General features: G+C 75.8%; 19 protein-coding genes. 8 read left to right on the top strand and 11 right to left on the bottom strand.

From position 1 onward, the window contains the following. Positions 1 to 56: 56 nt before the first annotated feature. The 4 genes from ACRYRX_RS20630 to ACRYRX_RS20615 form a co-directional block, all read right to left on the bottom strand. Positions 57 to 344, bottom strand: coding sequence for a hypothetical protein (locus tag ACRYRX_RS20630; protein WP_432514990.1), 288 nt, complete (start codon positions 342 to 344; stop codon positions 57 to 59). Positions 345 to 399: 55 nt separating this feature from the next. Continuing rightward, entirely contained in the window at positions 400 to 1,767 is a 1,368-nt protein-coding gene (locus tag ACRYRX_RS20625) for a pyridoxal phosphate-dependent decarboxylase family protein (protein ID WP_432514989.1), read from the bottom strand. 287 nt (positions 1,768 to 2,054) lie between these two features. Next, on the bottom strand, positions 2,055 to 2,492 hold the full coding sequence (gene msrB, locus ACRYRX_RS20620; RefSeq protein WP_432514988.1) for a peptide-methionine (R)-S-oxide reductase MsrB: 438 nt from the start codon (positions 2,490 to 2,492) through the stop codon (positions 2,055 to 2,057). A gap of 35 nt (positions 2,493 to 2,527) precedes the next feature. Next, positions 2,528 to 3,049, bottom strand: a complete 522-nt coding sequence (locus ACRYRX_RS20615) for a hypothetical protein (RefSeq protein ID WP_432514986.1) — start codon at positions 3,047 to 3,049, stop codon at positions 2,528 to 2,530. Positions 3,050 to 3,109: 60 nt separating this feature from the next. On the opposite strand from ACRYRX_RS20615, the gene ACRYRX_RS20610 reads away from it, so the two are divergent. The 4 genes from ACRYRX_RS20610 to ACRYRX_RS20595 all read left to right on the top strand — a co-directional run bounded on the left by ACRYRX_RS20610 (position 3,110) and on the right by ACRYRX_RS20595 (position 6,095). Next, positions 3,110 to 3,478 carry a DoxX family protein gene (locus ACRYRX_RS20610; protein WP_432514985.1) on the top strand — a complete coding sequence of 123 codons (369 nt, stop codon included), beginning with the start codon at positions 3,110 to 3,112 and terminating at the stop codon, positions 3,476 to 3,478. A gap of 20 nt (positions 3,479 to 3,498) precedes the next feature. Further along, positions 3,499 to 4,632 (top strand): alpha/beta hydrolase family protein, encoded by a 1,134-nt coding sequence (locus tag ACRYRX_RS20605; RefSeq protein ID WP_432514983.1) that lies wholly within the window; start codon positions 3,499 to 3,501, stop codon positions 4,630 to 4,632. Next, positions 4,629 to 5,606, top strand: a complete 978-nt coding sequence (locus ACRYRX_RS20600; protein WP_432514981.1) for a zinc-dependent alcohol dehydrogenase — start codon at positions 4,629 to 4,631, stop codon at positions 5,604 to 5,606. The genes ACRYRX_RS20605 and ACRYRX_RS20600 overlap by 4 nt, the downstream gene beginning before the upstream one ends. A 126-nt stretch (positions 5,607 to 5,732) precedes the next feature. Then, a complete protein-coding gene (locus ACRYRX_RS20595; protein ID WP_432514980.1) occupies positions 5,733 to 6,095 on the top strand; it encodes a hypothetical protein in 363 nt (120 codons plus the stop codon). Positions 6,096 to 6,110: 15 nt separating this feature from the next. Here the strand turns inward: ACRYRX_RS20595 and chrA are convergent, their stop codons facing one another. Genes chrA through ACRYRX_RS20580 form a run of 3 tightly spaced genes read right to left on the bottom strand, consistent with a single transcriptional unit; the run spans position 6,111 to position 8,210 of the window. Next, positions 6,111 to 7,346: a chromate efflux transporter gene (chrA, locus tag ACRYRX_RS20590; RefSeq protein ID WP_432514979.1), complete on the bottom strand. Its 1,236-nt coding sequence runs from the start codon at positions 7,344 to 7,346 to the stop codon at positions 6,111 to 6,113. Next, a complete protein-coding gene (locus tag ACRYRX_RS20585; protein WP_432514977.1) occupies positions 7,343 to 7,774 on the bottom strand; it encodes an arsenate-mycothiol transferase ArsC in 432 nt (143 codons plus the stop codon). The genes chrA and ACRYRX_RS20585 overlap by 4 nt, the downstream gene beginning before the upstream one ends. Positions 7,775 to 7,787: 13 nt before the next feature. Continuing rightward, positions 7,788 to 8,210: an ArsR/SmtB family transcription factor gene (locus ACRYRX_RS20580; protein ID WP_432514975.1), complete on the bottom strand. Its 423-nt coding sequence runs from the start codon at positions 8,208 to 8,210 to the stop codon at positions 7,788 to 7,790. Positions 8,211 to 8,316: 106 nt separating this feature from the next. Here ACRYRX_RS20580 and arsB point away from each other — a divergent pair, with 106 nt between their 5' ends. The 4 genes from arsB to ACRYRX_RS20560 all read left to right on the top strand — a co-directional run bounded on the left by arsB (position 8,317) and on the right by ACRYRX_RS20560 (position 14,437). Continuing rightward, entirely contained in the window at positions 8,317 to 9,423 is a 1,107-nt protein-coding gene (arsB, locus tag ACRYRX_RS20575; protein WP_432514992.1) for an ACR3 family arsenite efflux transporter, read from the top strand. A 206-nt stretch (positions 9,424 to 9,629) separates the two neighbouring features. Further along, positions 9,630 to 11,222 carry a methyl-accepting chemotaxis protein gene (locus tag ACRYRX_RS20570; RefSeq protein ID WP_432514973.1) on the top strand — a complete coding sequence of 531 codons (1,593 nt, stop codon included), beginning with the start codon at positions 9,630 to 9,632 and terminating at the stop codon, positions 11,220 to 11,222. 70 nt (positions 11,223 to 11,292) lie between these two features. Continuing rightward, entirely contained in the window at positions 11,293 to 13,107 is a 1,815-nt protein-coding gene (locus ACRYRX_RS20565) for a PP2C family protein-serine/threonine phosphatase (protein WP_432514971.1), read from the top strand. 124 nt (positions 13,108 to 13,231) lie between these two features. Next, entirely contained in the window at positions 13,232 to 14,437 is a 1,206-nt protein-coding gene (locus ACRYRX_RS20560) for an ATP-binding protein (RefSeq protein ID WP_432514969.1), read from the top strand. Positions 14,438 to 14,503: 66 nt separating this feature from the next. On the opposite strand, the gene ACRYRX_RS20555 is transcribed toward ACRYRX_RS20560, so the two are convergent. From ACRYRX_RS20555 to ACRYRX_RS20540, 4 genes are read right to left on the bottom strand one after another with little or no spacing between them, the layout of a single operon-like run. After that, on the bottom strand, positions 14,504 to 15,739 hold the full coding sequence (locus ACRYRX_RS20555; RefSeq protein WP_432514967.1) for a PP2C family protein-serine/threonine phosphatase: 1,236 nt from the start codon (positions 15,737 to 15,739) through the stop codon (positions 14,504 to 14,506). Positions 15,740 to 15,787: 48 nt separating this feature from the next. Then, positions 15,788 to 16,552 (bottom strand): DUF899 family protein, encoded by a 765-nt coding sequence (locus ACRYRX_RS20550; protein ID WP_432514965.1) that lies wholly within the window; start codon positions 16,550 to 16,552, stop codon positions 15,788 to 15,790. 56 nt (positions 16,553 to 16,608) lie between these two features. Continuing rightward, positions 16,609 to 17,625 (bottom strand): DNA glycosylase AlkZ-like family protein, encoded by a 1,017-nt coding sequence (locus ACRYRX_RS20545; protein ID WP_432514963.1) that lies wholly within the window; start codon positions 17,623 to 17,625, stop codon positions 16,609 to 16,611. A 1-nt stretch (position 17,626) separates the two neighbouring features. After that, on the bottom strand, positions 17,627 to 18,472 hold the full coding sequence (locus tag ACRYRX_RS20540) for an aldo/keto reductase (protein ID WP_432514962.1): 846 nt from the start codon (positions 18,470 to 18,472) through the stop codon (positions 17,627 to 17,629). Positions 18,473 to 18,504: the final 32 nt, after the last annotated feature.

Below are 18,504 nucleotides of genomic sequence, written 5' to 3'. Positions count from 1 at the left end.
GCCGGGGAACCCCCGGGTTCCCCGGCCGCCGCGGACCCGTTCGCGGGGAACGGGTCTCAGACCTGGCGGTAGTCCTGGTCGGAGTCCAGTTCCCCACCCCGGGAGGCGTCCACGTCGGGTTCCTCCTGGGCGAGCCGCTCGGAGAGCGTCTCCTCGTCCCGGTCGCCGTCGCGGATCAGCCCCGCCGTCGCGTTGGACAGGTGCTGGTCCGGCTCCCAGGTGTCGTCCTGGTCGTCGGCTTCCAGCGTGTCCGTCGCCAGGTTGCCGGGGTCGTCGGGGTCCCCCAGCGAGGAGTCCGCCGCGCGCAGGTCGGGGTCATCGACTTCAGGAACCTCGTCACTCATGGTCGAAGCCTCGGCCAGGGCGCGGGGCAGGGCAACTCAGGGTCCGGCGGGCCGCTCAGCGCATGGTGTCGAGGATGGAGGTCAGGTCCTCCAGCGTCGTGCGCGGGTTGACGATCGCGAACCGCGCGTTGGGGCGCCCGCCGTGGCTGCTCGGGGTCACGAACGCCAGTTGCCGGTCCAGCAACCGGGCCGACCACGCGTCGTAGTCCGCCCTCGACCAGCCCACCCGCTCGAACACGACGACCGACAGCTGCGGTGGCCGCACCAGCGCCAGTTCCGGTCGCTGCTCGACGACCGCGCCGACCTGCTCGGCCAGGTCGATCGCCGCGTCGATCGCCACCCGGTAGGCACCGGCGCCGTAGGTGGCCAGGGAGAACCACGTCGGCAGTCCCCGGGGCCGCCGGGTGAGGTGCGCGGCGAAGTCCGACGGGCTCCAGTCGGTCGTCTCCGTCAGGGTGTCCAGGTACTCGGCGTGCTGGGTGTGGGCCCGGCGAGCGTGCTCCGGTGCCCGGTAGATCAGCGCGCACGCGTCGAACGGGGCGAACAGCCACTTGTGCGGGTCCACGATGACGGAGTCGGCGTGCTCCACCCCGGCGAACAGCCCGCGCCGGCGCGGGGACAGCATCGCCGCCAGCCCGTAGGCCCCGTCCACGTGCAACCAGACCCCCCGCGCGGTGGTGACCCCGGCGATGCCCCGCACGTCGTCGACGATCCCGAAGTTCGTCGACCCCGCGGTCGCCACGACCGCGAAGACCCGGTCCCCGTGCTCGTCCAGCGCCGCCCGGACCCCCTCGGCCCGCAGGACCCCACCGGCGTCCGGGGCGACCGCCACCACGTCGACGTCCATGACCCGGGCCGCGGACGCGATCGAGGAGTGCGCCTCCGCGCTGCACACCACCACCCAGCGGTCCGGCGACCGGCCCAGGCCGCGGGCGTGGTCGCGCGCCGCGACCAGCGCCGAGAGGTTCCCCAGGGTCCCGCCCTGGACGAACACGCCACCGGCACCGGACGGCAGGCCGAACTCGTCCGCCAGCCACCGCAGCACCTCGTTCTCGGCGTGCACCGCCCCGGCACCCTCCAGCCACGAGCCGCCGTACAGGGCGCTCGCGGACACCACGATGTCGAACGCGGCCGCCGCCTTGGACGGTGCGGACGGGATGAACGACAGGTACCGCGGGTGGTCGGTGGTGATGCAGGCCGGGGCCAGGACGTGCTCGAAGACGGCCAGCGCCTTCGCCGCCCCGATGCCGTCCTCGGTGATGGCGGGCAGGGCCAGCCGGCGCAGCTCGGCCGGGCTCATCGGCTTGTCGAGCGGGACGTCCCTGCTCGTCAGCCGGTTCCGCGAGTACTCCAGCACGAGGTCGACGACCGCCTCGTTCTCGGTGGTCACTGCGTGCATCCGCGGCGCGGCGTCGTCGTGCATGCGTCGTTCGTCTCCCGGTCGGGGCCCGGCGCGGCGCGACGGGGCGGGCCTGCGGAGGCGGGGGTCGGCGTCCGGGCGGAAGGCGCCGGACGGGTCGTCCTCCACGCTAGGGCGGGCCTCGCGCCGGTTCAAGACGCATCCGCTGCGGGTGGGCGCAAGGACCAGCCGGCCCAGGCTCCCCGACCGTCGATCCGTTGCGCCGCAGCCCCGGTCGGCGGCCACGGAACCGCGTCCGGGGACGGGAACGGGCCCTCACCCGGGGAGGGTGAGGGGCCGTTCCCACGGCCTCAGGCCTGCGTCGGCCGCAGCGTCAGGCTGATCGAGTTGATGCAGTAGCGCTGGTCCGTCGGCGTCGGGTAGCCCTCACCCTCGAAGACGTGCCCCAGGTGCGATCCGCAGGTCGCGCAGCGGACCTCGACGCGGCGCATCCCCAGGGAGTCGTCCTCCAGCAGTTCCACGGCGTCGGACTGCTTCGGGTCGTAGAACGAGGGCCACCCGCAGTGCGAGGCGAACTTCTCGCTGCTGGTGAACAGCTCGGCGCCGCACGCCCGGCAGGCGTAGACGCCCTCGGTGGTGGTGTCCTCGTACTCACCGGTGAAGGGGCGCTCGGTCCCGGCCTGGCGCAGGACGTGGTACTCGGCCGGGTCCAGCTGCGCGCGCCACTCCTCGTCGGTCTTGGTCACGGTGTAGGTCTTGCCGCTGGTCTGAGGGGTGTGCGCAGTCATGTCCGGTCCAACCCCGGCGGCGTGGGCCGTGTTCCTCAGCCCAGCCGCGTGGTGCCCGCGTACACGTGCAGGACCGGGACCCCGAACGCGTCCCGCGCCTTGGAGGCCCAGTCGGCGTGGAAGGTGTCCTCCACCGCGTGCGGGCGGGTCACCACGACGAGCTCGCGGGCGTCGGGACCGGCGGCCAGGGCGCTGCGCACCGCGGGCATCGGGTCGTCCTCGGTGGTGCGGCCGGTCACCGTCAGCCCCTGCGCGCGCAGCGCCTCCACGGTGACCCGCAGCGCGGTCTCGGCGTCGGCGCGGGCCTCGGCGGGGTCGGGGCGGCGCTGGCGCAGCTCCTCCACGGCCTCGCGCAGCTCACCCAGGGTGAGGCGGTCGAGCACGTCCGCCAGCAGGTTGCGGTGCGTGTCGGCCGGCACGAGCACGACGTGCCGCACGTCCTGGCCCTCGGCGCGCTCGGCCGCGTGCAGCTGCGCGACGTTGCGGGCGTCGACGTCGCCGAAGGCCTCCTCGGTCAGCACGACGACGGTCCAGGGCTGGGTCTCTCCGGTCGGCACGCTGGTGACCCTAACGGGGGCGCCCGCACCCGGCAGCGCGGTGTCGGGCAGGATCGGGGCGTGATCAGCGCCGCGCCGTCCCGCCGGGTCGTCCCGGTGCTCCTGTTCGGCGCGGCCGGACTGGCGCACCTGCTGCGCCCGGAGGGCTTCGACGCCATCGTGCCGCGCGCCCTGCCCGGCCCGGCCCGGGCGTGGACGACGGGGTCGGGGGTGGCCGAGCTGGCGCTGGCCGCGGGGTTCGCGGTGCCCCGCACGCGCCGGTGGACCGCCCGCCTCGCCGCCGCCTTCCTCGTCGCGGTGTGGCCGGCGAACGTGCAGATGGCCCTCGACGCCTGGCCCGCGGGCTCGCGCCGGCGGCGCCTGGTCACCGCGGTCCGCGTCCCGCTGCAGGTGCCGCTCGTCCGCCTCGTCCTGCGCGCGGGCCGGTGAGGGGCCGCACCGCGGCCGCGGTGAGCGCCGCGGCCGCCACCGTCACCGGGGCCGCCGCCCTGACCGGGGTCGCGGTGTCCTTCGCGCGGGCCGTCGTCACCCCGCGCCGGCACCGGCCCGACGACCTGGAGGTCCTGCAGGTCGGCCCGCGCCGCGTCGTGCTGTCGGTGACCGCCGACACCGTCGTGCCCGGCCGGTACGGGGTGTGGACCGACGGCGGGCGGGGGCACTTCCGCGTCGGGGACGTCCTGGAACGGACCGGCGAGCGCGTCACCCGCGAACTGCTCGGCGTCGACCACGGCGTCCCCGCTCCCGGCGCCGGCCGCTGGAACCAGTACTACTACGCGGGGGACCCCACCTCGGCCCTCGGCCTGGAGCACGAGGACGTGCTGGTGCCCAGCGAGGTCGGGGACCTGCCGTGCTGGTTCGTGCCCGCCGCCGGGGGGCACGACACCTGGGCCGTCCTCGTGCACGGCCGCGGTGCGACCCGCGAGGAGGCGCTGCGCGCCCTGCCCGTGCTGCACGGGCTCGGCCTGCCGTGCCTGGTCCCCAGCTACCGCAACGACGCCGACGCGGTCGAGGTGGAACCCGGGCTCTACGGCCTCGGGGACACCGAGTGGCACGACGTCGAGGCCGTCGCCCGGTACGCGCTGGAGCGCGGTGCGCGCCGGCTGCTGGTCGTCGGCTGGTCGATGGGCGGGGCGATCCTGCTGCAGCTCGTCGCCCGGTCCCCGCTGGCCGAGCACGTCGCCGCCCTCGTCCTCGACGGCCCCGTCGTCGACTGGTACGACGTCCTGGACCACCAGGCCCGCCAGCGCGGCGTCCCGATCCGCCTGGGGCGCTACGGGTTGCAGCTGCTGGGGCACCCCGTGGGCCGGCGTCTGGTGGGGCTGGAGGGCCCGGTGGACCTGCGGAGGATGGACTGGGTGAGCCGCGCGGACGAACTCGCCCTGCCGGTGCTGCTCCTGCACTCCGACGCCGACGACTACGTCCCGTCGGGTCCGTCACAACGGCTGGCGCAGGCCCGTCCCGATCTGGTGACCTACGTCGCGAGCAGCACCGCCCGGCACACCAAGGAGTGGAACGTCGACCCGGCGGGCTGGGAAGCGGCGGTCGGGGAGTTCGTGGGGTCGAAACTGGAGGTCGGTCGTTGAGCGTCGCGCGGGCTGTGTGGACCACCGGGCCGGGTCAGGCGGAACTGCGCGAGGAGTTCCTGCCCGTCATCGGCGCCGCCGACGTCGAGGTGCGCACGGAGTTCTCCGCCGTCAGCCGCGGCACCGAGGCGCTCGTCCTGGCCGGGGGCGTGCCGCCCAGCCAGCACGACGCGATGCGCGCGCCGTTCCAGTCCGGGGAGTTCCCGTTCCCCGTCAAGTACGGCTACCTGTCCGTCGGGGTCGTCGAGCAGGCCGGGGCCCGGGTGCCCGACCTCGTGGGGCGCAGGGTGTTCTGCCTGCACCCGCACCAGGACCGGTACGTCGTGCCGGCCTCGGCGGTGCTGCCCGTGCCCGCCGCGGTCCCGGCCGGGCGGGCGGTCCTGGCCGGGATGCTGGAGACGGCCGTGAACGGCGTCTGGGACGCCGGGCTGGGGATCGGCGACCGGGTCAGCGTCGTCGGCGCCGGGGTCCTGGGGCTGCTGGTGGCGACGCTGGCGGCGCGGGTGCCGGGCACGGACGTCGAGGCCGTCGACGTGCGCACCGAACGCGCCGCGACCGCCGAGCGGCTGGGTTTCCGGCTCGTCGCCCCCGACGACGCCCGCCGCGAGCGCGACGTCGTCCTGCACACCAGCGGTACCGGCCCGGGCCTGACGACGGGTCTGCAGCTGCTGGGCGACGAGGGGTTGCTCACCGAGCTCAGCTGGTACGGCGACCGGACCGTGGAGGTCGGCCTGGGGGAGGGTTTCCACGCCCGCCGGCTGACGATCCGCGCCTCCCAGGTCGGCCGGGTCCCCCCGGCCCGCGCGCCGCGCTGGACGACGCGGCGACGGCTGGCGCTGGCGCTGGACCTGCTGGCGGACGAGACGTTCGACGCGCTGCTGGACGGGGTCACCCCGTTCGCCGAGGCCGCGCAGGTGCTGCCGCGCGTCGCGGCCCCCGGCGGCGACGCCCTGTGCCACCGCTTCAGCTACTGAGGGCCGACCGGCCCGGGCCGCCCGTCCAGGGTTTCCCCAGCTGAGGGCGAGGGGTTCCCCAGCGCGGGGCCGCAGGGTGGTCCTGCGCCCGCGGCGTCGCGGGCGGGCAGACCTCAGGAGGACGCGATGGTCAGGCAGCGCACCGGGCGGGGCCCGCTGACGGTCGACCTGGAGGGGGCGGGCACGGCGCGGCCGCGGCTGTACGTGCGGGACGGTTCCGGGCTCGTCGTCGTGCTGCCCGTCCCGGACCGGGCGGTGCCCGTCGTCCGCGCCCACCTGGCCGGACCGGAGGAGCGGGCGGGGGAGTGCGACCTCGAACTGCTCGACGAGCGCGGGCAGGTCGCCTTGCGGTGGGGGAGCTTCACCCGCGCCGGGCGGGCGGCCGCGCTGGCCGCGGTGCTGCTGGCCTGCGACCGGACGCTGGCCGCGGCCCGGGTCGTGGCCCGCGCGGCGGGCTCGGCGCCGGCGGGTGCCTGCGCGCCGTCGTGAGCGCGGCCGGGCGCGTCACAGCGCGAGCGCACCGACCAGGGCGGCTCCGGCGACGACCGCCCAGGCCGGTGCCTTCCACGCCGTGAGGGCCGTGAAGGCGAGCGCGGCGACGGCCAGCGTGGCCGGCGAGGTGACGCCGTGGGTGAACACCGGGTCGTACAGGGCCGCGCCCAGCAGCCCCACGACCGCCGCCCCGGCCCCGGCCAGGGCCCGCTGGGCGCGCGGGGAACGCCGCAGCCGTTCCCAGAACGGCAGCGCCCCGGCCACCAGCAGCGCCGAGGGCGCGAAGATCGAGACCAGGGCGATCGCCGCACCGGCCAGACCGGTCGGGTCGGTGGTGCGGACTGCCCCGAGGTGGGCGGCGAAGGTGAACAGCGGCCCCGGGACGGCCTGCGCGGCCGCGTAGCCGGCCAGGAAGTCCTCCTGGGTGACCAGTCCGCGCTGGACGGTCTCGGCGTCCAGCAGCGGCAGCACCACGTGGCCGCCGCCGAAGACGAGGGCCCCGGCGCGGTAGGAGCTGTCGACGAGGCCGACCGCGGCGTCGCCCGTCGCGGCGGCCAGCACGGGCAGCAGGAGCAGCAGGAGCGCGAACAGCGCGAGCAGGAGCACGCCGGTGCGCGGGCGCAGCGGGACGGTGAAGGCGTCCTCGGGGTCGGCGGGGGTCACCTCGTGACGCAGCCACAGCAGGGCGAGCACGACGCCGGCGGCGAGGGCGGCGACCTGCCCGGCGGCGGTGGGCACCAGGACCGCGACGACCAGGGCGAGGACGGCGAGGGTGGCGCGAGGGCGGTCGGGGGCCAGGGTGCGGGTCATGCCGAGGACGGCGTGGGCCACGACGGCGACGGCCGCGGCGGCCAGGCCCCGCAGCCACCCGGCGCCGGGGTCCGCGCCGGCGGCGCCGACGCCGAGGGCGAAGGCGGTCAGCAGCAGCGCCGAGGGCAGGGTGAAGGCCGTCCAGGCGGCCAGCATGCCCAGCGGCCCGGCGCGCCGCAGGCCCAGCGCCATGCCGACCTGGCTGGAGGCCGGGCCGGGCAGGAACTGGCACAGCGCGACGAGGTCGGCGTAGGCGCGCTCGCTCAGCCAGCGGCGCCGCACGACGAAGGCCTCGCGGAAGTACCCCAGGTGCGCGACGGGGCCGCCGAAGGAGGTCAGGCCCAGGACGAGGAAGGCGGAGAACACCTCCCGCACCGACCCCGCCCGGGTGCCGGGCGCGGCGCCGGTGCCGGCGGTGCGGTCGACGGGCGAGCTCACGCCGGGGTGCTGGAGGTGCCGAGGCGGCGGGTGAGGTCGTCGACGCGGGCGGCGATGTCGTCGCGCACCAGCGCCATCCGCGGCGCGCCCTCGATGCCGCGCAGGGAGGGCTCGTCGGTCTCCCACACCTCCACCGGGGTGCCCCCCACCGGCTCGACCTGCGCTTCGGAGCCGAGGACGACGACGAGGTCGGCGTCGCGGACCATGTCCTCGCTCAGCTGCTTCGGCGCCTGGTCGGAGATGTCGACGCCGACCTCGCGCAGGCTCTGCACCGACTGCGCGTTCAGGGCGCTGCCGGCCCGGGTCCCGGCGGAGTCGACCTCGACGTCGAGGCGCGCCCGGCGGGCGGCCCGGCGCAGGAGGCCGGCGGCCATCTGGGACTTGCCGCCGTTCTTGACGCAGACGAACAGGACGCGGGGGGCGGTCACGGTGGGGGTCTCCTCAGCAGGCACGGGACGAGGGGCGGGACGGGGGCGTCGGGGTGGCCAGGACGGCGGCCAGGGCGTCGAGGGCCTCGGGGACGATCCTGAAGTAGGCCCACACCCCCCGCTTGTCCCGGGTCAGCAGCCCCGCCTCGACGAGGACCTTCAGGTGGTGCGAGACGGTCGGCTGGCTCAGGCCCAGCGGTTCGATCAGGTCGCACACGCACGCCTCGCCGCCCTCGTGGGCGGCGACGAGGGACAGCAGGCGCAGCCGCGCCGGGTCGGCGATCGCCTTGAGGGTGCGGGCCAGCGTCGCCGCCTCGTCCGCGCCGAGGGGCCGGCGGGTCAGCGGGGCGCAGCAGGCGACGGTGCCGCGTGCGGGTCCACCCGTCGCCGGGCCGGACGCCGCCGGCCCGGGTGCGGTGGGGGTCGTGGTCGCCACGGCCCGAGTATGACCTCCCGCATTCACCTCCGTCTATATTGACCGAGGTCGATGCGCTGTGCCGCCGTCGGCGGTCGTCGAGGTGGAGGAGCAGCTGGTGAGCGACCTGGTCGCCGAGAACCCCCGGGGCGGCACCCGGACCCCGGTCCTGGCGCGGCTGTCGGTGCTGGACCGCTTCCTGCCGGTGTGGATCATCGCGGCCATGGCCCTCGGACTGCTGCTGGGCCGACTCGTCCCCGGCCTGGACGACGCCCTCGGCGCGGTGGAGGTCGGCTCGATCAGCCTGCCCATCGCCGTGGGCCTGCTGCTGATGATGTACCCGGTGCTGGCCAAGGTCCGCTACTTCGAGACCGGCCGCGTCGCCGCCGACCGCGGGCTCATGGTCGCCTCCCTGGTCCTGAACTGGCTGGTGGGGCCGGCGCTGATGTTCGCCCTGGCCTGGCTGCTGCTGCCCGACCAGCCGGAGCACCGCACGGGACTGGTGATCGTCGGCCTGGCCCGCTGCATCGCCATGGTGCTGATCTGGAACGACCTCTCCTGCGGGGACCGGGAGGCCGCCGCCGTCCTGGTCGCGATCAACTCGGTCTTCCAGATCCTCGCCTTCGCCGCCCTCGGGTGGTTCTACCTGCAGGTCCTGCCCGGGTGGCTGGGCCTGCCCACCACCTCGGCCGAGTTCTCCGTCGGCGCGATCGTCGTCTCGGTGCTGGTGTTCCTGGGCATCCCGCTGGTCGCCGGTTTCGCCACCCGCACGCTGGGCGAGCGGGCCCGCGGACGGGCCTGGTACGAGGACCGCTTCCTGCCCAGGATCGGCCCGGTGGCGCTGTACGGGCTGCTGTTCACCATCGTCATGCTCTTCGCCCTGCAGGGCGACGCCATCACCAGCCAGCCCGGCGACGTCGCCCGCATCGCCCTGCCGCTGCTGGCCTACTTCGCGATCGTGTTCACGGGCTCCTTCGCCCTGGGCCGTGCGATCGGCCTGAGTTACGCCAAGACCTCCACGCTGTCCTTCACCGCGACGGGCAACAACTTCGAACTGGCCATCGCGGTGGCCATCGGCACCTTCGGCGTCACCTCCGGGCAGGCCCTGGCCGGAGTCGTCGGCCCGCTGATCGAGGTGCCCGTCCTTGTCGCTCTGGTCCACGTGGCCCTGTGGGCCGGGCGGCGCTTCTTCCCCGGCGACCCCACCGTCCCGGCGCCCTCCCGGAGCAGGTGAGGGCCCACCGCCCCCGTCCGGGCGAGGTCGTGCGGCGATGTCCAGACACCTCTCAGGTTTCGGTGCGGGTTACCGATGGGAGGGCGACCCGGCCCCCCGGGCCCTGTCCCCGGCGTCCCCGCGCGTTCCCGCGTGCTGCGACGTGGTGCGTGCCGCGCTCCACCGCAGGCGGCCGGCGGCAGGTCGTCGCTGCCTGGAAGGCCCTCGTGAACCGACTGCGGAACCTGAACGTCGCCTCGAAGTTGTTCGCCGGTTTCGGCGTGGTCTGCCTGCTGATGGCCGTGATCGCCGGCCTCGGCATCAACCGGCTGGGTTCGGCCCAGGCCAACCTGTCGTTGATGTCCACCGCCGGGGTCGGTTCGGCGCAGCACCTCAGCGACGTCCGCGCCGCCTACCTGCAGGTGCGCATGGACATCACCAACGCCGCGCTGGCCATGACGGCCGCCGACATCGAGACCGGCATCGAGGCGATGGGGGCCACCGACGCCGTCCTGGACGAGGCGTGGCAGGCCTACCAGGCGGGTGACCCCGGCTCGGAGGCGGCGGACCGGGCGACGTTCGAGGACCTCCTGGCCCAGTACCGCGACGCGCGCGAGGACCTGATCACCCTGGCCCGGGTCCAGGACATCGACGGGTACATCGCGCACCGCAACGCCGCCGTCGCCCCGATCGCCAAGCAGATCACCGAGACCCTCGGCGCCCTGGCCCAGGGTGAGGCCGCGGCGGCGGGGGCCCTGACCGCGGACGGTTCGTCGGACTACCACGCCGCGGTCACGCTGCTGCTGGTCATCGGTGCGGTCGCGCTGGTGGTGGCCGTGGTGGTGGCCGTCGTGGTGGCCCGGTCGGTGGCCGGTCCGCTGGCCAAGGTCCTGCACGTGGTGCGGGGTCTGGCCGAGGGCCGCCTGGACCAGCGCGTGGGGATCGAGACCCGCGACGAGGTCGGTCAGCTGGCCGCGGCCCTCGACGTGACCACCGAGCGGCTGACCGAGACGATGCGCCGCATCGCCGGCAACGCGACCACGCTGGCTGCTTCCAGTGAGGAGCTGACCACGGTGGCCACCCAGCTGTCGTCGGGGGCGGAGGAGGCCGCCACCCAGGCTCAGGTCGTCTCGGCGGCGACGGAGGAGATCAGCGCGAACATCGGGACGGTGGCTGCGGCCGGGGACCAGATGAGCTCGGCGATCCGGGAGATCGCCTCCTCCACCGCTGAGGCGTCTTCGACCGCCGCCAGCGCGGTCTCGGCTGCCGGTGCGGCTGGGGACACCTTGGAGCGGTTGTCGGCTTCGAGCCGGGAGATCGGTGAGGTGGTCAAGCTGATCACCTCCATCGCCGAGCAGACGAACCTGCTGGCGTTGAACGCCACCATCGAGGCGGCGCGGGCCGGGGAGATGGGCAAGGGCTTCGCGGTGGTGGCCGGTGAGGTCAAGGAGCTGGCGCAGCAGACCGCGCGGGCGACCGAGGAGATCATCTCGAAGGTGGATGCGACGCAGGCTGACGCGACCGCCGCCGCCGGGGCGTTGACGGAGATCACCGAGGTGATCGCGCGGATCGACGGGTTGCAGGCCACGATCGCGGCGGCGGTGGAGGAGCAGTCGGCGACCACCTCGGAGATGGTGCGCAACGTGACGGAGGTGTCGACGGGGTCCCAGGAGATCGCCTCGAACATCTCCGGGATCGCGGCGGCGGCTGATCAGACGACGTCGGGGGCCACGCACACGGCGACCACTGCTGGTGAGGTGTCGCGTTCGGCGGCGGAGTTGAACGAGCTGGTCGCGACCTTCACCCTGCCCCGCACCTGACGGACCGACCACCACGGCGGTCGGGGGACCCGCACCCGGGCCCCCGACCGCCTCAAGGTTCCGGCCCCGCGTGCCGAAGGAGCCGGAGGGGACCGTCCCCGCCGGGCGATGGAGGCGCGAACTGCACACCACCACGACTCCGCCGGCGCACCCGCCGGCGCGGGCGACGCCCAGCCGTCGCCGGTGGCTGCCGCACGGCACCCCGCTGCCCGACGAGATCTGGCGCGGACGTCACCGCACCTTCCTGCTCATCACCTGGCTGGCCGCGCTCGTGGTGTCGGGCTGGGCCGCGCTCGTCGTCGGCCCCGTGCACGCGCTGCTGGACTGCCTGCCCATCGTCGCCGCCGCCTGCGCCGCCACCGCGCTCAGCGGGGTCACGGTGCGCGGGACCACCGCCACGAGCCGGCGCTGGGGGCGCGAGGCGGCCTCGTGCGCGGTCACCGTCGCGCTGATGACCGTTGCGGCGCTGGCCGTGCACCTGTCCGAGGGGCAGATCGAGGCGCACTTCCTCTTCTTCATCGCCGTCGGCGCCGCCGCCTCGTACCAGACGTGGGCCCCGTTCCTGACCGCCGTCGGGTTCGTGGTCGTGCACCACGGCGTCCTGGCCTCCACCTCCGAGCACGAGATCTTCAACCACCCCGCCGGGCAGCAGCACCCGTGGTTGTGGTCGCTGCTGCACGGCGGCCTGCTCGCGCTGGCCGCCGCGGTCGGCATCGCCTCCTGGCGCGCCGAGGAGTCGGTGCGCGCCCACCTGAGCGCGCTGGGCGCGCGCAGCCGGCTGATCGTGGACAGCGTCGACGACGGCGTCGTGGCCCTGGACGGCGAGGGCCGCGTGGTGGAGGCCAACCCGGCGGCGGTGCGCCTGCTGGGCGCCGGGCCGCTGACCGGGCGGCGGCTGGCCGACCTGCTCCACGTCCCCGGCGACGACGGGTGCCGGCCGGTGCCCGCCTCGTCGACCGCCTCGTCGCCCGCGGCCCCGGGGTCCGCCTCGCTCCCGGGCCCGGCCGGGTTGCGCTGCGCCCACCGGCCCGACGGTTCGTGCACGCCGGTGGCGGTCAGCGCGCTGCCGGTGCACGGCGACGACCGCGTCCGGGGGGTGGCCACCGTGCGGGACCTGTCCAGCCTGGTGCGGGCCGACAGCGCCGAGCGCGCCCTGCTGGAACTCGCCGAGCGCGAGCAGGCCCAGCGCCGCGACGTCGCCGCGCTGCTGGAGGCGGTGCGCCCGGCGGCGCTGGAGGTGGCGGGCCTGGAGGTGGGCGTCGCCTACGAGCCGGCGGCCCAGGCCCCCGCCGGTGGGGACCTGTACGACTGGCTGGTGCTGCCGGACGGGCGGGTGCTGCTGGTGGTGGTCGACGCGATGGGCCGGGGCACCGCCGCCACCCGCGAGGCGCTGGCGGTCACCACGACGCTGCGCACCCTGGCGGTGGCCGGCTGCCCGCTGGAGGACCTCGTCGCCCGCGCCGGCGCGGTGCTGGAGGTCACCCACCCGCAGGCCATGGCCACCGTGCTCCTGGCCGTGGTCGAACCCGCCACCGGACGGGTGCGCCTGGCCGGCGGCGGGCACCCGCCGGCGATCGCCGTCACCGCGGGTGCGGCCCGGCAGGTGCCCGCCGACGGTCTCGGCATCGGGTACCTGCAGCCGGGCAGCGACGGGGTCGTCGAGGTGCTCCTGGCGCCCGGGGACACCCTGGTGCTGTACACCGACGGCCTGGTCGAGGGGACCCGCGACCTCGAGGCGGGGCTGCGGGAGCTGACCGCCGTCGCGGCCGACCTGGCCGCGGTGCCCGCGCACGAGTTCGCCCCGCGGCTGCTGGACGAGGTGAGCACGTGCGCGCGCGAGGACGACGACTGCCTGGCGCTCGTCGTCCGCCGCGCCCGGGGGTAGCCGGTGCCGATCCGGAGGGTGGGTGCACGCTGCCGTGCTCAGTCGTTACAGTGCGTGAGGACAGCCCCGGACGTGCCGCGGGTGCGTCCTGAGCGGGTCCACCAGGTGTCGGAGGGAGCACGTCGTGCTGCCAGCTGACGCGGAGCCACCGGTCGAGGTCACGCTGCCCGCCGAGGCGGGCAGCGCCGCGCGCGCCCGCGACCACACCCGACGCGTCCTGCGGCAGGTGCTCGGGCGCTCCGGGACCCTCGACGGCCACGACGCGGCCCCCCGGGCCGGCGCACCCGGCCGGGCGGGGACCCCGGACCCGGCGGCCCTGGAGGCGGTGGTGGCCGACGCGGAGGTGTGCGTCAGCGAGATGGTCACCAACGCCGTCCTGCACGCCGGGACGCCCCTCACCGTGGTCGTCACGGCCGACGTCACCACCGAGGCCACCACCGACGCGCCTGCCGACGGCGTCCACCGGGACGGCCTCCCGGACCCGCGGGTGCGGGTCCGGCTGGAGGTGCGCGACGGCTCGACCGTCGAGCCGCAGTGGGTGCCGCGCAGCCTGACCGCCTCCACCGGCCGCGGCCTGAAGCTGATCACCGCCCTGAGCGCGGCCCGCGGCGTGCAGCGCCACGACGGCGGCAAGACCGTCTGGTGCGAGCTGTCGACGGCCGGTGCCGTCACCGGCGGCGAGCGTGCCGGGACCGGCGTCGCGGCGCCGGACCGGGAGGCCGACCTGGACGCGGTCCTGGCCGAGGAGTGGTCCTCGGTGGTGGCCGACCTGCTCGCCGACCCCGTCCCGGCCCCGTCGGCACCCACCGCGCCGGCGCCGGCCCCCTCACCGCGGGGCGGGGTGGAGCCGGCGCTCGCCGCGGGGGCGACCCTCGACGCCGACCAGCGGCCGATCCGCCTGGTGGACTACCCGCTGCACCTGGGGGTGCGGATGCGCGAGCACCGCGAGGCGGTGCTGCGCGAGCTGCGCCTGCTGACGTTGACCCACGCGGTCACCGACCCCGCCACCGCGGACCTGGTCGGCAGGATCGCCGACCTGCTCAGCGCCGAGTACGCCGGGCACCTGAGCAGCGCCTCGGCGCAGGTGCTGCGCGCGCTGGTCGCCGGTGCCGACCACGTCGAGCTGCGGTACCCGCGCCTGGAGGACCACGAACGACTGGTGGAGCAGTGGCGCACGGGCCTGCGGGACCTGGAGCGGCTCACCGCCGAGACGGGCCTGGTGACCTCGACCACCCCCCGGGACGTCGACGAGCTGGGGAACTGGGTCGTCGAGGAGTTCTCCCGGCAGCTGCGGGGGGCGCCGCCGCGGCCCTGGACCGGCCCGGGCTGACGACCCGGCCCCGTCGGTGGTGCGGTCCCCGCAGCGGCCCACCCGCTCCGGCGCCCCGTCGCGCGCCTACTGCAGCACCGGTGCCCCCGGCTGGGGGCGCGGGGGGCCGGCCTCGGCCGGACGGGGACGGTCCTCGCGGTGCGCGCGCACCGCCAGGACCGCCACGTCGTCCTGGTTGCCGCCGCGCATCGAGGCCGCGAGCACCCCGTCCAGCCACCCGTCCAGCGACCGCTGCGCGGGGGACGGCGCGGCGTCGGAGCGGGTCATCGCGCGCGCGAGCCGGGCCAGCCCCTCGTCCAGGTCCTCGTCGCGGCGCTCGACGAGGCCGTCGGTGTACAGCAGCAGGGTCGAGCCCACGGGGAGGTCGAGGACCTGGTCGCGCCGGGGGCCGGGCAGTCCCAGGCCGAGCACCACGTCGCCGTCGCCGTCCCCGGTCAGCCGCTCGACCCGCCCGCCGGTCGTCCCGTCGGTCGTCCCGTCGGCGGGGTGCAGCAGCATCGGGGGCGGGTGCCCGGCGTTGGACCAGCGCAGCCGCCGCTCGCCGCTGCCGGCCCGGGCCGGGTCCTGCTCGACGCGCGCGACCACGGCGGTGGCCAGCACGTCCAGGCCGAGGCGGGTGATGCCGTCGTCGGTGCGGGCCAGCAGTTGCGCGGGGCTCTGGCCGCCCTCGACGGCGTAGGCCCGCAGCAGCCCCCGCAGCTGCCCCATCGCCGCGGCGGCCTGGATGTCGTGCCCCACGACGTCACCGATGATCAGGACGGTGGCGCCGTCGGCGTCGACGACGGCGTCGTACCAGTCACCGCCGACCTGGTCGCCGCTGCTGGCGGGCAGGTAGCGGCTGGTCAGCTGCAGGTGGTCCGGGCGGGGCAGGCGGGTCAGCATCGCGGCCTGCAGGGTCCGGGCGGCCTGGCGACGGTCCTGCAGCTGCGCCCACTGCCGGTGCTGCAGGTGCGCCACGACCGACGACAGCACGGCCCCGGCGAGGACGACCAGGGTGCGGACGGCGCCGGTGCCCCAGGGCACCCCGTCGACGACCACGAGCGCGCCGGCCACGACGACCGAGACCACCCCGACCAGCGCGGTGTGCCGCCAGGAGCGGCTCAGGGCGGTCAGCGCCGGGGCGAGGGCGAAGGTGCCGGAGATGTTGGCCGCCGTGCGCTGCTGCAGGACCAGTCCACCGGCCACGTCCACCAGGCAGAGGGCGGCGACCACGCCGAGGCCGAGGAGCACGGCGTGCATCGCCGAGCGCCCGGACGACCCGGGGCTGAGGTGGGTGAGGTCCTGCGGGGTGATCGGTGGCACCTAGTCATGGTGCACGTACGCGCAGTGACCGGGTGCGGGTGCCCCTGCTCAGTGGCAGGCCGCGTGGTGCTCGTCCGACCCCGCGGCGGCTTCGACGTCGGTCACGGTCCACTGGATCGTCGGGCGCCCCGCGACGCGGAACTGGGCGCCGCTGCGGGCGTCGAACAGCTGTGGCCAGCCCGCGGGGGAGTCCTCCCAGGTCTCCTGACGGCCGTAGGCGGTGCGGTCGAGGAGCTGGTAGCTGGGCGACATCGCCTCGGTCCCGCGGCCGGTGCCCCACCACGTCTCGAACACGTCGCCCCCGAGTCGCAGGTAGCCGGCGAAGAACCCGAAGCCCCGGCCGGCGAGCAGGGGCTCGGCGTCCCGCGCCGAGTACCAGGGCAGCTCGTCGCCCACGAGGTCGGCGTACGGCCGGGACTCCTCGAACGTCCCCTGGCACAGGACGACCAGCGTCACGTCGCGGCTGTGCAGGTAGGCCGGGCGCTGGATCCCGGCGGTGAAGAACGTGCACCCCTCGCACTGGCCCTCGGGCGGCTGACCGTCGTGCCACATGTGGAAGTAGGCGATCAGCTGGGTCCGCCCCTCGAACACGTCGACGAAGGGCACCGGACCGTCCGGCCCCTGCACGCGCGCCTGCGCCGGCACGGGGGTCATCGGCAGGCGGCGCCGCGCCGCCGCGAGCGCGTCACCCTCACGGGTGTGCGCCTTCTCCCGCACGAGGAGGTCGTCGCAGGCGGCCTGCCAGGTCGCCCGGTCGACGACGGCCGGGTGCGCGGTGGTCGGGACGGGGCGCAGGGGGAGTCGGACGCTCATGCCCCTCCGACCGGCGAGCCCGCCCGCGCTCATCGGTGGGCGGGAGGCCGGACGGGTCAGGCGGACAGGCCGCGCGCCGCGGCCACCACGGCGATCTCCTCCTCCAGGGCGGCGCCGACGCGGGCGGGCAGGTCGGCGAAGCCGTCGACCGTGACGCCCAGCCGCCCGCGCGCGGCCGCGGCCCGCCAGGTGCCCAGGACCTCGCCGTCCACGAGCAGCGCACCGGGCGCGCCGATGGCCTTCCACACCCTCGGGTGGAACTCCCTCGGCACGGTGAACGCGCGGTCGCGGGCCTGCAGCCAGGGGTCCCCCGGCGGCAGCAGGCGGACCCCGCGGGCCGCGGGCCGGTCCACCGGGACCGGCGGCTGCCCGGGCCAGGCGGACGCCACCTCACCGACGGCCACCGCGAAGTACGCTGCGACGACGGACGGTTCGGCCGGCCCGAGCAGCCGCAGGTAGGCGGCGACCAGGTCCTCGAAACCGCTGCGGCACCCCGGGACCCGCAGGCCCGGCAGCAAACGGAACTCCGTGCCCCGCCCGACCCGGACGAGTTCGGCGCCCCCGGCCAGCCCGGCGTCCTGGAGCACCGATCCGGACACGTGCCGGGACCCGCACGGCGCGCAGTCGAAGGTGAGCTCGCGGGGGACGCGCTCGGTGACCCCCGCGGACAGCTCCGCCTTGGTGACCTGCCGCCCGGCGCCCGCGAGCACGTCGTGCACCGCCTCGGCGACCGCGCGGAACGCGGCCAGCCCCAGGTCGGCGCCCGCGGGGATCCGCGGGTTCCGGATCCGCCGGGTCGCGTCCTCGTCGGAGGACGGCCACAACGCGTCGGCCACGGACTGCAGGTCCGCGCGGCGGTGCAGCGCCGGGGCCCCGCGGGCACCCCACACCAGGGCCACGTCGTCGCCCGGGGGAAGGGCCCCGCGGATCGCCAGCGCCGTGCGGGCCGCGGGCGTGGGCACGTCCACCACGCCCAGGTCCAGCACCGGCGACCGCGCCGCGGGCACCCCGGTCCGCGAACGGTCCAGGCCCTGGGTCCACCACCGGTGCGCCAGGACCCGGGCGCGGTCCACGTCAGCCCTTCGGCACGAAGTCCAGCGTGTCCGGGTGACCGCCGATGCGCCCGGCCTCGCCCTGGTCCAGGGCGGAGATCAGCGCGAGGTCCTCCTCGGGCAGCTCGACGTCGAACAGGTCGAAGTTCTCCTCCACGCGCGAGCGCGTCACCGACTTCGGGAACACGATGTCGCCGCGCTCGACGTGCCAGCGCAGGACCACCTGGGCCGGGGTCTTGCCCAGCCGCCGCGCCACGTCGGTGATGGTCGGGTCGTCCAGGACCTTGCCCTGGGCGATCGGCGACCACGCCTCGACGCCGATCCCGTGCTCGCCGCAGTAGGTGCGGACCGCCTCGTTGCCGAAGTACGGGTGGACCTCGATCTGGTTGACGGCCGGGACGACCGTCGCCTCCTGCGCGAGCCGCTGCAGGTGCGGGACCTGGAAGTTCGACACGCCGATGGACTTCAGCCGGCCGTCGGCGCGCGCCTCCTCCAGCACCTTCCAGGTGGAGACGAAGTCACCGCCGTACAGCGTGGGCAGCGGCCAGTGGATGAGGTACAGGTCGATCGGCCCGCCCAGCTTCTCCACCGAGGAGTCGATCGCGGCGCGCGCGGAGTCCGGTTCGTGGGCGGCGTTGCTGAGCTTGCTGGTGATCCAGACGTCCGCGCGCGGCACGCCGGAGTCCAGGACGCCCTGGAGCGTCTCGGCCTCGTTGCCGTACATCTGCGCGGTGTCCAGGTGGCGGTAGCCGACCTCCAGCGCGGTCCGCACGGCCGCGGCCGTCTCGGCGGGCGGGATCTGGAAGACGCCGAAGCCCAGCTGGGGGATCTGCCGGCCGTCGTTGAGGAGGATGGTGGGAACTGTCACGAGCGCCACCGTACGGGCAGGGGTAGGTTGAC

It is taken from the genome of Kineococcus lubricus (assembly GCF_050871965.1).
In the GTDB taxonomy this organism is placed as follows: Bacteria; Actinomycetota; Actinomycetes; order Actinomycetales; family Kineococcaceae; genus Kineococcus.
This window is presented reverse-complemented; position numbering and strand designations above follow the sequence as displayed.